An 18,309-nucleotide genomic window follows, 5' to 3' on the forward strand; every position below is an offset into this window, starting at 1 on the left:
AGGAACTTAGGTGCGGGATAGACGTCAAACGTCGACGCTAGAGTGTGCGGACTGAAGAAGACCCGCTGCTGAGCCCCTCTGCAGGGTCAAAAACAGGACGCCACTGGCCAAATCAAGCACAACAAAGTGTCGAACAACCGGTGCCGAGTTGCCACGATTGATTTGCGGGTTTTGATGCCCGAACTATACTCGACCCGCAAGTGTCGGAAATTCCACTTTATCATGACGCGAAAGACACAGAGAGTTGGCTTTCGCACGCCTTTGGAAGACCGCACCTACAACGTCGAGCCCACAACATTGTCCGCCCCATTATTTTCCAAGGTCTGGCCACACCGATTGGTGGTTGCCGGAGGCTTGGGTTCCCAACAAAGGTCTGGTCTATGAGTTCGCGCCAGCGAAAGCACTCTCCCACCGAAGCTGCTTCTCAAGACGTTTCCAAGTCATCATCAAACGCCAGTCAATCAGCGTCAGGTCGTAAGCGATCGCGCCGAAATCAAGACACCCGTCAATTGCGACGCCGCCAATTGCTAGAGCAATTAGAGCAGCGGCAGTTGCTGGCCGGTCCTCAATTGACTGGCATCCAGCCGAATGAAGGCGAATTGATCGGCCCCGGCACCGTGCGTTCAACGGCGCCCGGCGTGCTGACATTTCGGTTTGACCAAGATCAAGAGATCGATCCGGCAACGTTCGAAGGCATCCAAGTCACTCGGGCGGGTGATGATGGTCAGCTGGGCACAGCGGATGATGTCAACATTGAGCCGGGCTTGGTGACACTGGGTGATCCCAATGAAAACGAAGTGGTTGTTCGCTTCGCCGAAACGCTTCCCGATGACAACTATCGCTTGGAAGTCTTTGGGTACGACGACCCCGCGCGCGGCATTGTGGGACTGCGAAACAGCTTGGACGAGCTGTTTATTCCCAGCGATCCCGACCAGCGCAGCGAACGTGTTGAATTCCGCTTGGCGCTCGGTTCTTTGATTGAAGCCGTCGTGCCTCAACCAGTGGTGCGCAACGAAGCTGACGGCACGCTGTCTCAGAACCGCAATGAAATCGTCGTTTACTTCAATGAAGATCCACTGTTCGTTGAAGATGACGACCTGGGCAATCCCACAGCCCGTTCAGCAGAGAATCCGCGTTTCTATCAACTGCTGCTGACGCAGGAAACCGTTCGCACAACCGATGACATTCTGTACCATCCGGAAGAAGTCATTTACGATGCGGAAACTCACACGGCGCGTCTGTTCTTTGATGGCGACATCAATGCATTGCCAGGCGTTCCACTTGAAGGCGGAACATGGCGTCTGCGCGTTGGCACAGCCGTTGACGAGCGTGCCGACTTGATTCTGCCACCGATGGAAATGCCCGTGCGACCGATCGCGGTCACGGACTTTCAGCATGATGGCTTGCGAGTTGAATTCATCAGCAAAGTTGCCAGCGGTGAATCCAACACCGAGCGTGGCATCCTGTTTGAGGACAGCGGTGCAGGTGGGCTTTCAGCTCGCCTGGATGGCAACAATGTGGTGTTCGATTTTGGTGGCGTCGACGTCACGGTCACCGACTTGCGCGCGGTCGCGTTGAACACGACAGCTATCAACGCAGTGCTTGAGATCCGCGCCGAGCGTGACGGCTTACCGAATGCCGGAAACCTGCTGCGTCTGCCTCGCTCGGTCATTGGTGCTCCGCCATTGTTGATGCACGCGGTGGGTGACACGCTGGTCACTTCCTTGGACGTCGGGATTTTCGGCCAGGGTTCTGAGATCAACAGCGTCATTGTCAAGGACGCCATCGAACCTCAGGCTTATGACATTGAACTGATTGGTGGCAACAGCGACCCGGGGCACCGCGACTTAAGCGGCGATGTTGCCCAATTGAGTCGTCACATCAACCCTGAGTTTGGGCCCGACGACCAGTATGGCGTCACCGAGATTGCGTATAACTTTAACGGCATCTACGACAGCGTCGGCAACACGGACTTTTTGAATCAAATCACTGAGGTTCAGAAAGAGCGTATCCGTGAAGCACTGGAACTATGGGCATCACAAATCGGTGTCCAATTCCATGAAACAGAAGACGAAGGCATCACGTTTGCAGTTGGCAACATGGCCAACTTGCAAGACGTCTTGGGCTCGAACTTGATCGAAGGCGATTCGACTGTTGGCTCGACCCTGAATGCCTCACTGAGAATTGATTCGACCTTCACCAATTCGGCGATGGTCTTCAGCAACCAAATTCAATTCGACACGCTTTACGGCGAAGAGTTCACTCGCAAATCAGTCGCTGGCATCGGGTTCTTGTTGGGTCTGGAGCAAACTCCTGACCTGCCGGATCAATCGATCATGGCATTGGTCCAACCATTCTTGGATGCTGATCGCAATGCCGTCAACGGAATTGAGACGCTTCCCAAGGACCAGGATCTAGAGCCTGTGTTCCCCAGTGGCGTTGATGTCATTCACGGTCAGTACCTGCACCGAGCGGACAGTGTCGACATTGACATGTATCGCTTCGAAGTCAACTTGGGTGACGAAGACAAAGTTGGCACGCTGACCGCTGAGTCGTTCGCGGAACGACTGACCGACAGCAGTGACTTGGACACTCGCCTGGCGCTTTATCAAGAGATCAGCGCTTCTGCGACGGCGGACATGGGCGTTGGCTCGTCACTTGAATTGACGATCGAATCGTTACTGCCCGGTCGCGCGGGGAATGACACCGAGATCCGATTCATTCAAAGCGATCGTGGTGTCGGCGACACTGAAATTCGTGTCAATCGCCAGTACGATCAATCGGGTCGCTTGCTTTCCAACGTGATCTTGTTGGACTTGCCGCGTCGCGGAAATTTCGTGCCCAACTTGCCTGCTCAAGCGCTGGTCGATGCGATCAATAACGATCCTTTTGCAGCGTCCATCATGCGGGCGTCGATCACCACCGGCGATCCACTGACCGACATTAGCGGCACGACGGTCAACAACCCGCTGCCGATTCGACTCGATGGCGGCGGCTTGCTGGAACTGGCACAGAACGACGACTACTTCAGCGAAGACTCGCGCATCGTAGCGTCTTTGGGTGAAGGTGTTTACTACGTCGGCGTTTCTGCCAGTGGCAACGACAGCTACGATCCAACGATTGCCAACAGCGGCATCGGCGGACGAACTCAAGGCGAATACGAACTGCACTTCAAGTTCGAACCACAAGTCGATGAGGTCGACTTGATCCGCGACTTGGACAGCGATCGAGTCGGCGTGCCTGGCACCCCGATTGATGGCGATGGCGATGGTGTTCCCGGAGGAGCCAAGAACTTCTGGTTCCAAACGCGTCCATTGCATCGCATGGTGAAATTCACCGACACCGGTGCAGCCATTGTTCCGGGACAAACCGTGACCCTGGAATCGGCCAACGGTGTGATCCGAACTTACGAGTTTGTGCCGCTAGGTGGTTCGGCTCAGTTAGGGAACATTGAGGTCGGCTACAGCGATGGCTCCATTGGTGGCGCCAGTCAAGCAACCAGCTTGGCAACAGCCTTGGCTCAGCAGATTCTGATCCGTGAAGCTGAGACCGGGATTTTGGTCCAGGTTGACGGCGATCGCTTGATCCTCTCCGGCGACCGTAGCATCACGCTCTCGGATGACTTCCGTGGCGGTGAAACCATTGGTCGCAACATCTTCGTCGACAAGAACGCTGGGCCAAACGCCGACGGTAGCCTTGATCGCCCCTTCAATAACATTGCCAACCCCGCGGTCGCCAACGCGTTCTCTTCTGCCTCTGAAGGCGACATCGTTCGCATCATCGGCAACGGCGGTATCGATGGCGACATCGCCACTGAGTCCGACAACCTCAGCTATCAAGTCGGTGTTTCCGATGTTGGTGGCGCGTCACTGGAAGACGGACGTGCGTTGAACATCCCCAAGGGCGTGACGACCATGATCGATGCAGGTGCATTGATCAAGTTCCGTTCGTCGTACATCAACGCTGGCAGTAGCAACCTGCAAGTTGATCGCAGCAATTCGGTTTTACAGGTCTTGGGTGCACCACGTTTGGTCCAACTGAGCCGTCAAGGCGAACCGGTTGAAACCACGACACTCGATAGCGAAGACGGCAGCGTCATTTTGACCAGTATTCGCGACCGCAGTGCTGACGCCGGTGCCGCGTCCAACAGCCCACTGCCCAACGCTGGTGACTGGGGTGGGTTGATCTTCCGACGTGACATGGATCAAGTGGAAGGCCGTCGTGACCTGGAAGACAACGGGATCTTCCTGCACCAAGTCAATAATGCTGACATTCGCTACGGTGGTGGCAGCAACATCCTGATCGATTCGATTCAGTCGTTGGTGAACCCCATTTTGGTCATCAACACTCGTCCCACGATCACGTTTAACAAGATCACGCAGAGTTCTGACTCGGCAGTCAGTGCCTCTCCGGACAGTTTTGAAGAAACCTCGTACCAGGCTCCAGAGTTCCAGCAAGGCGGCACCTTCACCGCAGATTACGATCGCGTTGGCCCGGACATCAACAACAACTCGCTGGTCGACAACTCCGTCAACGGCCTGTTTATCCGGGTTCCGACCACCGCATCGCAAACGCCTAAACTACTGACAACCTCGGGACGCTTTGACGATATCGACATCGTCCACGTGTTGCCAGAAAACTTGGTCATCGAAGGCAAACCCGGCGGCTCTGTCACCAGTAGCTTCGCCCCTTCCATGAGCCTCGTCTCAGGCCGATCGCTTAACGGCGGCCGTCTGGCTGCTGGCGACTACGTGTACAAGATGACCTTCGTTGATCGCGATGGTTTTGAAACCTTGGCCAGCGCTGATGAATTTGCCATCAACGTTCCCAATGATGACAGCAGCGTCGAAGTCACGAACTTGCAGACGATTATCTTTGGCAGCGAATTTATTTCGCGCCGGCTGTATCGCGCGGAGGCTGGCGCCAACCCACAATACCGTTTGGTTGCCGACCTCGACGCCGTTTCACTGTCGCACATCGACAGTTTGGATCTCGGCCCCATTGATGACTCCACGGTCATCCTGGACCTGAACCGAACAGGGACACGAGGCCGCCTGGATGCATCATTGGTGATGGATCCTGGCTTGGTTATGAAACTGAGCGGCACTCGAATTGAACTGCAGACCGGAACCCAACTGGTCGCCGAAGGCACCGCATCGCACCCCGTTGTGATGACCAGTTTGCTGGACGATCGCTTCGGTGGTGGTGGCACGTTTGACACCAACAACGATGCTGACGCACCCATCCAACAATTGGCCAGCAAGGGCGACTGGGCCGGCATTTACGCCAGCCCGCTGTCACAGGTCTTCATTGACCACGGTGTGGTTTCCTATGCCGGTGGGATCAGCTTGCTGCAAGGCGGTCAGACCCGTGGCTTTGTTCCGTTGGAACTGCAACAGGCTGAAGGCCGGATCACGAACACTCGCTTTGAATTCAACAATGACGGCCAAGATGGCGCAGGCCCCATTGGCCGCTTTGGTCGCATGGCGGTCGCTCCGTCAACGATCTTTATCCGTGGCAGCCAGCCAATCCTGGTTGGTAACACCTTCGTCGACAACGATACGTTTGAAACCTTCAGTGGTGGGCCAAACGGCAACGATGGGGCCATCATCCACATCGATGTTGATTCGTTCAACGGTGAACGTCGCGTGGACACTGGTCGCGCGACCGGCTCGATTGATCGCTACTCGGAACTGGACGACAACTTCGGTCCGTTGGTGCGTTACAACCGCTACGAAGACAACGACTTGCCCGGTCTGAACCAGATCACCGGCATGAAAATTCGCGGTGGCAATCTTGTCACCGAAAGCGTCTGGGACGACACCGACATGGTGCACCTGGTGTTCGATTCCATCGTGGTCGACAACTTCCATTCCAGCGGCGGACTGAAGCTACGTTCGCGTCCTGATGAAAGCTTGGTCATCAAGCTGGGCGACCAAGACTCTGAATTTGTCAACGGCAAGCGAGATGGCCAAGGCACACCCAACAGCCCAACCATTGGCACCGGGCTAACCGCAACCGGCACCCCCAACGATGCCGCTGGTCGAATCGGCGGCTCAGTCTCCGTCCTTGGTTACCCCGACGCCCCCGTTGTTCTGACCAGCTACAAAGACGACACCGTTGGTGCAGGTTTAACGCCTGACGGAACTCAGTTCACCGACAACAATGGTGACAAAATCAGTTCACGTCCTGAGCCCAATGACTGGCGAAGCATCTTGCTGGATCAGTTCAGCAATGATCGCAACGTTGACCTGGTCTTGGAGTACGAACTCTCGACCGAGCTAGCGCCTGGCCTAAACGGCACCGTGGATAACGCACAAGTCCTTGGCGAGCTGGCGAAAGATTTGCTCTCCAGCAATGAAACGCAGCGACAAGGCTTCGAAATCGAAGGCTTCCTTAGCAACGATGACGATGTCGATACGTACAGCTTCATCGGCACGCCAGGCACGGAAGTTTGGATCGACGTTGACAAGACTTCGTTCACCTTGGACACCGTCGTTGAATTGCTAGACGCCAACGGCAATGTCTTGGCTCGCAGCAACGACAGTGGAACTGAAATTGCCAATGGGTCAACCGTCGACATTTTGGATCCCAGCCATGAAGGGACCACCACTTCACTGCAAGCACGCGATCCGCTGTACAGCGAGTTTGGCGTCTTCGGCGTTTACCGTGACCACGACACCACCAACCCACGTGACGCGGGGATTCACTTCTCGCTAACGGGCAACTCCTCCGATCCAAACGCACGCAGTACCTACTTCTTGCGTGTCCGCAGTGCATCGGTCAACCCGGATGATGCACTTGGTGGTCAAACGAAGGGTGGCTATCGCATGCAATTGCGATTGACCGAAGATCAAGAGTTCCCAGGCAGCGTTGTTCGTTACACCGACATTCGCTTTGCCAATCATGGGGTTCATGTTCGCGGCTTGATGACCAGTTCACCACTGGTTGCCGAAGCTCGCGAAAACGAATCATTTGGTGACGGAGTGCGAGGTCAGAACAATGACATCTGGTCATCGAATGACGAAATCAACACGTACATTCCACCGGAATTCCCGGCAGTCTACCCATCGCTCTTTAACGAAGCACCACTCAACCGTGCTCAGTACCTGGGCAACATCCTGTCCAACCAGTCCGGTGTGATTGGCGTTGCGGGTGAATTGGGCGACGAAGCGGACGTTGACTTTTACCAGATCGATGTCAGTAACGATCAAGTGGTCAACGACCTGCGTTCGTTTATCTTCGATGTTGACTATGCCGCTGGGTTTAATCGCCCGGACACCAACATCAGCATCTTCTATGATCCTGACGGGGAGTTCGATCAAACGGAACAGCCACGACTGATTCTGTTCGGCACCGACAGCAATATCTTTGATGACTTGACCAGTCCGAATGGCGAGAATGATCCATCGGAGAAACTGACTCGCGGTTCGATTGAAACCGGCGATCCGCTGATTGGACCTGTCACACTTCGCGAAGGCAGCTACTACGTGGCAATCACCAGTGCCGGAGTGGAACCAAACGCGTTTCTGCTGACCGATCGCATTCGGCGTGAACCGATCAACTCCGTTCGCCGCATCGCGGACGCGCGGTTTGACCTGAACCCTCCGCCGACCACTGCCGATGGCCCCGTCGTCCCTGACTTCTTCACAGAGTCAGACATCAACGACAACAACTTCAGTGTCGTCGCTGACACTCTACCGGGACACGGTGTTCAAACCCACTACGACGGCAGCACGGACAATACCAACGTCTTTGGTCAAGTCTTCAGCGAATCGACTGTCGCTCTTGGCGACGCTCCTGAAGATGTCGGTGGTGCTGCTCGAGCCGCTTCCTTGGACGCCCTGCCATGGACAGTCAATGAGAACGACGAAATTGGCGGCGGATTCATCTCCTCTCCGAGGGATACATCGGAGCTGATCCCACACATTTCCGTCGACGGCCGACTGCAAAGCGACGCGGCTGACCTTTACGAGTTCACCGTCAACAATGATGACGACCGAGTCATTATCGACATTGACTTTGGTCTTCGTTCGATCGTCCAAGACCCCAGCGGTGTCGACACGACGCTGCACCTGTTCCGAGAAGTGGGTAACGGCAGCTACGAACTGGTTGACCAAAATTTCATTTCCGGCACGGTCGATGGAGCTGATGGAAGCTTCACCCTTTCTGACCCGTTCATGGACTCTAACGAGCCCGGTGGTCCCACGATTGTGGCGGGCACCTATGTTATCGCGGTCGCTCCAGACGATGTCACAGTTGCCGTGTCCCCCACTGGCGCCATCCGATCCTCTGGTGGCACGCCAATCATTGACACTTCAGCGACCTACCGGCTGCACGTGTCGGTTGAGAACCATGAGTTCGGTACCAACTCCGATTCGGATAACGTACTGCGCTACAATCGGCGTCTCAATGCCGAGTCGACAACCCTGACGTCGCAGGCGTTTGACTTGACGGGCTACTCTGCGGCTGACCTGCCGCGACTGTATTTGAACTATCGTTTGGATTCATCGGCTGGTGACTCGGTGACCATCACGATGACCAGCGATCAAAATCCCGGTGGCACCGATCTGTTCGGGGCTCTGAACGACAGCAGTCGGTACCAACAACTGATCACCGAACTGGATGAATTTGTTGGCCACACTGGCATTCAACTGCAAATCGACTACGCCACCGACGAGGTCACCGTCGGCGACAATGACGGTTTGTTTATTGACGACATCATCATTGGTTTTGCCGAGCGTGGTGAAAGCATCTTCAACGCGCCACAGGGCGTTGACAGCTTCAACACCTTTGCCGGTTCCGGTGGATCGGGCGAGTATCAACTGGAAGCCCGTATCGCGACCAGCTATGCCAATGAAACGTCTGATGGCTATGCGTTCATTCAGTCCTTTGACACCAACGATCGCCATATCCAGGGCGTCACGCTGGCAGCCCCAGCTGGCAGCCAACTAAGCGACGGTGACACGTTTGTGTTAGGCGACGGAGCCAGCAACCAGGTCTTCGAATTCACCACCACAGCGGGCACCATCGAATTCGGCAACACTCCGGTTCTGTTCAGCACAACCGACACGCCAGCGGAGGTCGCCCAAGCGATTCGCACCGCGATCAACTTGCAACGCAACATTGACATCGAAGCGGCTGCAGTCTCGGGCGATGCCACGGGCGACATGACCGATGGACGCTTGGCCCTCAGTGGCGAAGCCCGTGGTTCGCTAGCCCCCGTCTTCAGTGCCAATGACGCGCTTTCGACAACACTGCAAACCAACGCGGAGGGTCATCTGTTGATGCCCGCGATCCTGCACGACGGCCAGGGCGACAGCAACTATGTGCGAACCCAAAGCCAGGTGATTGTTGATTCGAACCAAATTAGCGATGTCCGATCGATTGGGATTTGGTCACAACCCGGCACCCGTGATCTCGACCCTGAAGACATTCGTGACGGCGGTCCGTTTGGTCCGCTGCCGCTGGGCATGAACGCGAAACCCGACGGATCGCATCCGATCCTGCAGATGCCGCCACTAGGCAACGCCTATCCGGGTTACGCAATCAATCTGCCGACGCTGAACGAATCAGTGATTGGCGGCATGGCTCCCGGAATCGTGGTTTCCAATAACACCATTGACCAAGCTGGATATTCCGGTGTGAAGGTAGATGGTCAGACCGCACCCTGGGTGTTGGACATGGCCGACGCCTTCTTCCAAGGTGTTGGCGATGGTTCGACCATTACCATTGATGCTGCCGGAACACGTGTCACCTTCGAGTTTGAAGACATCAGTGAGGCCGACCTCGTCAGCGGCATCGTGCCAAGTGGTGCAGGAGATGGCGTCCGCAACGGAAATGTCCCTGTTTACTTCCGAGACAACGGACCACCGTCGGTTTACAACAGTCGCAGCCTGATTCCTCAGGGCTACTCTTCCCTGGAAATGGCAGCGTCTTTGGTGCAGTCGATCCAAGGTAGCATCTTGGTCACCAACGGCCTGGCGGAACTTGTTCACGCCACCGTTGGCCCCTCTCCACACTTCCGTGATCGGTCACTGGAATTCGACACGCCAACCTACCTGATCCCTGACCCACAGCCGATGGAATGGTTCAATGCTGCGGTTTACCTGGAAGGTGTGACGGGGGTTTACGTCAACACATCGGCGGTTGTGAAATCTGACTTTGCTCCGATTGCAGAATCGGTCCAGCAGTTCCCTCGCATCATCAACAACACGATCTACGGATCCGATGGTCAAGAGAGTTTGTTCCCAGAGGACAACACCGAAGCGAATGACTTGTTGTCCGAAGCGATTGACACCAAGTTGGGCGAAAGCCACCGCAACGTCTACACCAGCACGACATCCATCGGCAACAACCTGGCCCCTGTGCCAGCGACCGGCGACGTGGACATGTACCGAGTGAATCTGGATGTTGGTGACCGACTGATTGTTGACATTGATTCTCCAGACATTGGTGGAGCCGACACCGCCGTGCAGATTTTCAATGCTCGCGGCGAAGTCCAAACCTTCACCAACGCCAACAGTGCTCCCTCAACGGTCAGCACTTCGGATGCCGTCCCCAGTCACCTGAATCCAGGTGGTGGTGGCGCCGAAGCCGACAATGACCGCGACCCCTTTGCAAACTTCTTTGCACCAGAGAAGGGCACTTACTTTGTCGCAGTCAGTGCGAATAGCAATGTCTCCTACGACCCGTTCACCTTGTCTGACCGAGACTTGAACTTCCCGGCCAGCGAGACAGGCGTGTACACCGTTAACCTGGAAACCTACGCACCACGAAGCTTCGTCATCGGCCCTGCCCCGACGACTCCCAACCCTCGCGATGGGCAGCGGATGCGAGGCAGAGAGTTGCTCACCTCCGGTGCATCGATTGTCGTCACACAGATTCCAGACCTTCCGGGATTGAATTCGAATACCAACAAGGTTGAATTCGTCTTCTCTGGCGGAGTCGACAATGATCCTGAAGCACCTAACGTTGTTGTGCCTGTTGGTCAAGCAGACTACTTGAGCGACATCATGCGTGCGATTAGCGCTGCGATGGAGCCTTACAACAGCGGCGGTTCTCCGCTGCCCAACAACCAAGGGAATGCCGCTCCCGGCCCAATTGCTCGCGTGCGTGCAACGGCACTGGGTGGCTTTGAGGGTGAAAACGAAGGCATCAACAACCCGATTCGCGAAGGGTTGGAATTCACTCCGATCCTGCACCGCGATGGTTCGTCAGCCAACCCTGGAACAGGAACCAGTGACTTTGACACGTTCAAAGGCAATCGCGGTGGGTTTGGTATCAACGATGGCTTTGGTCACGATCGGCGGTACAGCCCTGGTGACGGAACGACCGAGCGTTACGTCTTCCTTGAGAACGCTGCCAAGGTTGAGCTGCATAATCAAGCTGGCTTCTTCACTCTGGATCCCAACCCTGGTCGTGACACCGATCAATTGATCAACGAAACCGGGATCATGGTGACCCCTGGCTCAAGTCCCGCGTTGCTCAACAACGTCTTGATCAACCTTCACGAAAGCGTTGTGATCTCGGAGTCCACCGCCAGCGGTGCACGTGTTGGCACTGGCAGCCCCGCTGACCGGAACATCAAACCCGTCGAAGTGGTCGCTGTTGGTACTCTGTTCCAATACGACGAGACGCAGACGACCATTCACTCACGTTCGATGTCTTCCGCAGCAGGCCTGACCACCAACGGCGGGATTGGCCCCAGCAACATCAACGGCGGTACCGATGACTTCAACATCACCGCCACCACCAGCGACCTCGTGTTGGTCAACGCAGGCGGAGACAACTTCCTGCCAGCACCGTTCAGTCCGGCCATCGACCGCAACGTCGATTCGCTGCGTGAACGAAGTGCCATGGAAATCGTCAAGAGCTCGGTAGGCATTGCGATCAGCAACGTACTGGCACCATCGCGTGACGGTTCCGGCATCCTGCGAGCGGACAATGCGTTGTACCCCAACACGGGCCAGGGTTCAGCAGTCTTTGGTGACCGTGGTGCAAACGAACTGGCGGATGTGATCGGTCCTGTAGCGATTGCTGAAGTGCCGCGTGACAACGATGCTGAAGGCCTGGACACCGATCCAAACATTGGCTTCATCAATTTGGACTCGGGCGTGTACACCGAGCTTCGCATCCAGTTGCGAGACTCTGGTGACGCCTCGGATCCATTCTTTGGTTCCGGTATCGACAACAACTCGGTTGTGGTTTCTGAAATCGAAGGGCTGCGTCCCCAAGGTGCAAACATCACCGTCTTTGAAAATGACGTGCTGTTGACCGAAGGCTTGGACTACACGTTCAACTATGACGCGACCAAGAAGATCATCACGCTGACGGCTTTGGCCGGCATTTGGCGTCCTGATCGTGCTTACCGCGTGGAACTGAACAACAAAGATCGCTCCGTCTTGAAAGCTCCTGCGGGCAACAAGGTTGTTGATGGCGATCGAGTCACGATGACCGATTCGAATAACGGTCGCGTGGTCTTTGAGTTCGAATCAGGTTACGTGCTTCGCCTGCCTGATCCACTTGCGTTAACCGTTCCGATTGAAGGCACCAACACTGGCGGTCTGATCGACGGCGGTGTGTTCATCATCAATGATGGCCTACGCCCACCGGTGATCTTTGAGTTCGATTCCGACAACTCAACGTTGCCAACCAGCATTCCGGTGACGTTGCCCAGCGAAGCGACGCCCAATGAGCCGTCTGAACTGGTGCAGTATCGCAACGACATTGCCAACAACATCGCAGCGGCAATTACCACTGCAATCAACGACGCGAACATCGAACTGAATGTTGACGTGCTGGTTGATGGACCGACGGTGATCATCGGCAGCGAAGCCAATACTCGCCTGGACATCGCCACCAGTCGCCTGGAATTGTCAGCCAAAGCACTTGGCTTGCAGATGCCAACATCGGGATCAGATGTGGGCGGCGTCGCGGTCGGCGATCAGTTCCAGATCTTCGATGGACTGACGACTCAAACGTTTGAATTTGTCGACATCAACTCGCCAAATCCGGGCCCCAACGTTCTGCCAATCGACATCACCAACCAACCCGATCCACTGGGCAACCTGACGGTTCCTTTGACCGGCGGTGAAGTCATCGCATTGGTCGAAACCGCCATCATTTCCTCTGGACTGTCGATCACCCCATCGGTGGTTGATCAAGTGATTTACCTGGGGCTTCCGGAAGACGGAACCGTCGATGTCCTGGGGGGCGTGATTCGCACAGTGGGCGTCAGCCGCACACCTGGTGATGGCGACTTGCTAACGCTGGAGCCAAGCGATGGCTCTGATCCGGTCGTGCTGGAAATGAACCGCACCGACGAACGCGTTCTGGGCAGTGCACCGTTTAACGATGGTGTTACCGATGACAACCTTGCGGTCGACTTCACGCGATTGAGCGGCAGCCAAGAACTGGCTGAGACGATTGCTGGAATCTTGCGTCCTCGGACGATCCCGGGCTTGCTTGCCTCGGAAATCAATACCGATGCAGCGGGCTTGTTGCAACTGGGGGGTCAGTCTGGCCTTGGTTTGACGATCACCGGTTCCAGCATTGACGTGGTTGGCACACCCGATGTGACGGGTTCGTCGACGCTAGAGATCTTTGGTCCTCTTGAACTGGTCGTTCCATCGCTACCACCAGATGATGGCGAAACCTTCACGATCTTCAGTCCGTTTGGAACGCCGATTCGCTATGAATTTGACTCCGATGGGGTTATGGACGACGTCACAGCCATTCGTATTCCATTCACACAGTTTACCGATCAAGACACATTGGCTGACATCGTCTCGTTCGTCGTCAACCTGTCAGGTGCAGGCGTGGTTGCCAGCAATCAGGGCAATGGAGTGATTTCCCTGGGTCTGATCGAAACCGATCGCGTGGACACGATGGACAGTAGCCTGGCCAGCCGACGAGGCATCGTCGCCGACGGCGAACTGTTCTCGATCACGCAGAATGGCTTCACGGTGACCTACGAGTTTGACTCAGTGGGTGATGGTGGCGGCGTTGCCCCAGGCAACATTCCTGTGTCCTTCCTAGCGGGCAGCTCAGTTGAGGCGGTTTCAGAGACTCTGAAAAACGCGATCAACAATAACCGAGGTCTGCTAGACGTTGACGCCATGATCGACGCTGACGGCAGGATCGCACTGAACGATCTGCCCGGCACGAACATTGATGTGTCGCTGGCTCCTTCGCTGCGTCTGAGCGGTGTTCCTGGCGGTGCTGTCGCGATCAGCGTTTCACCGTCCGATTCGGCAGAGGAAGTGATGCGATCGATCGTTTCGGCGATCAACAGCGTGAATGTCGAGACGCCTGGCGTGACAACCTTGTCGGCGACCATTCGCGGTGGCGACACACTGTTTGTTGAAAATGGCGTGTTGATCGACGGGCCTGTACAAGAGTACTACTTACCAGCGATTCGTGACCTTCAAGGAAACCCACTGGAAGCAAACCGAGACGACAACACCACTCAGTTCACCATTCTGATGCCAGTGGTGGCTCGAGACTTTGGTGATGCAGCTGACCCTGTCAACAATGTTCCTGGTCGCTACCCAACCTCGGTTGAAAACGACGGTGCTCGACACGTCATCGATGACGGCTTGTACCTGGGAACCAAGATCGATGCGGAAATCGATGGCCGTTCGTCAAGCGATGCGTTGGCAGACGACTTGCCAGTGCTTGTCACAACCGAAGGCGTGCTGTTCGACGTCAACACCGAAGAGTTGACGACCATCTCGATCAACGACAGCGTGTCTCCGCTGATCAGCGAAGGCAATCTGATCGTCATCGACAACGGCCTGGAAGTGGTCACATTGGAATTCGACCTCGATGGTCGGTTTGACGAAGATCACTTCGCCATTCAGCCTGTGGTACCGAATTCCAACGAGTCGATCTACGAAGCCATTGTTGCCGCGATTGAAGAAAGCGGCATCCAGTTGGCCGCAGTCGAGATGTCTGCCGATGGAGTCACCATTGATGGCGACGACGAAGACGGCATCTCATTCATCAGCTACCGCAACCCCACCGGTGCCTTCAACCGCGAATTGGTAACGCCGATTAGCGTCTTGGTCACTGGATCGGGCATCTTGCAAGGCTGGGTGGATTACGATGGCGATGGCGATTGGGACCCCAGTGAAGCCATTCGGTTCTACGAGGAAGGAGCTGATCCAGAGACGGCTCTTCCACAGACCAGCTTGGCAGTCAGTGGCGATGGCACTCAGTGGCTGACCTTTGACACCTATTTGCCTGACACCACGCCGAACCCCTTGTTCCCAACGCCAAGCACGGCTCGGTTCAGAATTTCACGCACCGGTGGCTTGCTCCCCACAGGCTTGTCACTCAGTGGTGAAGTCGAAGACCATGCGGTGATGATCCTGAACGGGACTCCGCCACAGGTCAACGAAAGCTCGCTTGATTACAGCGTTGACGAAGACACCGTGCTTCAAGTCCGCGATGCCGACGGCAGCTCCTCGCCGCTGTTTGCTGGGGACGATGGTCTGTTGTCCAACGTGTTTGACAACGAGGGCGACACGCTTCGCATCTTTGCAGAAGACATCGTCACCGACGAACCACTGTATGACGCCGATGGCAATTTGGGTGGCATCCTGACACTGGAAGCCGATGGTACGTTTGTGTTCGTTCCTGAATCGGACTTCAATGGTGACGTCAGCTTCACCGCTCGTGTGACCGATGTGCAGTCGAATCCAGCTCATAACTTGGTCAGCAACCAGGACATCACCGTGAACATCACGGTGCTGCCAGTGAACGATCAACCGGTCGCTGACGCACCGGTTGAATTGGGCACAGACTTGGTAGACGAAGACACACCCTTCAGCTTCCTTGCCGAAGACCTGATTGATCCGTTCTACGTCCCTGGTCCTGCAAACGAATTGGATCAAACGATGGTGTTTGATACCGTGGGCGATGGAGTCACAAGTTTCCGGACGGAGAAAGGTGGCTTCCTAGAAATCGTCGACGGTGGACGCGAAGTGATCTACACGCCTCCATTGGACTTCTTTAGCACGTCTGCGACGGATACCGATCAATTCGTGTACGTGGTTGCGGATGAACCAGGGGTCGGCCAAACCGTTGAAACCGCAGATCGTGTTGGCACCATGACCATCTTGGTCCAACCGATCAATGATGCACCGGTCGCGGGTGATGACTTCGTCACCACCAACCAAGGCGTTCCCAAGCTGATCGATATTTTTGGCCCCACGGGTTTAATTGCCAACGACACCGCTGGCCCAACAAACGAAACCGTCGATCAACAGCAGACGCGAACAATCGATACCGCTCAGTTTGACCAGCCGGAACCACTGCGAACCGAACGCGGAGGATTCCTTGTCTTCAGAGATGGCACCAGCCAGCTCGAGTACTTCCCGCCAGCATTCTTCAGCGGTGATGATAAGTTCACTTATGAGCTAACCGATAATCTGGGTGCCACCAGCACTGGGACCGTGACGATCACGGTCTTTGGATCCAATGACGCCCCTGTTTTCCAAGGTGTCAACGGCCAGAAAGACGGTGGCAACAACCCCATCACGACGTTGAACTTCATTGAAAGCAAACCCAACGCCACGATCGACACCTACGACCTGTCGACTTGGTTCACGGATCCCGAAAACGATGCACTGACATTCACAGCCAGCGTTCCGGGGAATCAGACAGCGGTTGAAGCGGAAGTCAGTGGCAGCATCCTGGAACTGACTCGCAACGCCTTCGGCTCGGGCACGATCATTCTGACTGTGACGGCCAGTGAAGTTCCACTGCCAGATCCTGATCCAAACAATCCGAATGATGATCCGCCACCGCCACTTGAGACGGTCCGTGACATCACGATTAACATCGCCAACATCAACGATGCACCGATCGTGATCGGAAGCTTGGACCCTGTGGAAACGGTGGAAGATCAGCCGGCGATCGAAGAGCTGAACAGGGTCTTCTTTGATCCAGACAATGATCAGCTGAGCTTCCGAGTGCTTCGGTTGGACAGCTTGATCGCTCCATCGACAACCGAGATTGCGGGTCACCCATTGATCCGCTCGATCACTCGCAACACGTCGAACCAACTGGTCATCACGCCACAGCCGAACCAGTCTGGGACGGCCACGATTGAGATCGAAGTGTCCGACGGCGAATTCCGTGCCTCGCACCTGTTCACCGTAGATGTCGAATCCAAACCGGACGCTCCAGTGGCTCGTGCGGACGAATACATCGTGCCAATCGGCTCGTCATTGCAGGTTCAAGACCCTGCCAATGGCTTGCTGGGCAATGACTCAGACGTCGATGTTGATGATGTCTTGACGATTGTTTCCAACACCGAACCTGAGTTCGGAGTCCTGGAACTCAACTCCGACGGAACATTCATCTACACCAACACCACGACAGTTGACGGCTCCAACCAACCTGTGACCGAGGACTCGTTTACCTATGTGATTTCCGATGGAAATGCACAAACAGGCAATCGAACGGGAACCGTCACGTTAACGTTCGGTCCGTCACTGTTCCAGAATTCGACCAACCGATACGACGTCAGCGGAGACGGCTTTGTTTCGCCCATCGATGCCCTGTTGGTGATCAACACCTTGGTCAGAGCATCGAGCCAAGGCAACTTGACCGTTCCCGTTTCGGAACTTGGCACCGCTCCACCACCGTACGTCGATGTCGACGGTGACGGCTTTGTCAAACTGAATGATGCGTTAGATGTCATCGGTGCCTTGCAATCCCAAGCGGCACCGGAAGAGATCGTGACATCAAGCAGCTCCGTGCTGGTCAACCCCTCAAGCCAAGGCCTGCCTTCTCGCGTCGTCCTGCCGGTTGAAAGCGCCGCCAGTGGCGAAGAGATCACCGATAGCCTGCTGACAAATCTGCAAATTGAATCCCCTGCCAACGCTCGTGCCGCAAGCAACGACGACCTGCTGTGGATTGATCCGACAGAGGTCAGCGAGCAGGATGTCGATGACGCCCTTGGTAGCTGGGACCTCGACGACAGCGACCTCGATCACAACGGTTTCGATCCGACGCTTTGATGAGCCTTCTCAATTTTGAATGCCATCATCGCATTGGTGAAAAACGAAAGTAATTCGCGCAATCCCGCCGCCTCGGTCTGCAACCGGGTGGTGGATTGAGCACAATAGAACGGCGAACGTGTTCCAAGGATAATCCCCTGCTTGGCTGGGCTTTGAACTGCACCTCGCCGTAACACACCATTGACGTACCACAAAAGACACTCCCAGGGACGCCACTTCGTGCAGAAGACGCGTCACCGCATGTGAGGCAACCGCATGAAACGGTTTCGCTCGGCAT

At 55.6% G+C, this 18,309-nt stretch carries 1 protein-coding gene; it reads left to right on the plus strand.

The window, feature by feature from the left end:
* The first annotated feature begins 380 nt into the window (after window positions 1-380).
* Window positions 381-18,032 carry a tandem-95 repeat protein gene (locus tag SV7mr_RS17300; protein ID WP_145274975.1) on the plus strand — a complete coding sequence of 5,884 codons (17,652 nt, stop codon included), beginning with the start codon at window positions 381-383 and terminating at the stop codon, window positions 18,030-18,032.
* Window positions 18,033-18,309 lie beyond the last annotated feature (277 nt).

The organism is Stieleria bergensis, assembly GCA_007745635.1.
In the GTDB taxonomy this organism is placed as follows: Bacteria; Planctomycetota; Planctomycetia; order Pirellulales; family Pirellulaceae; genus Stieleria; species Stieleria bergensis.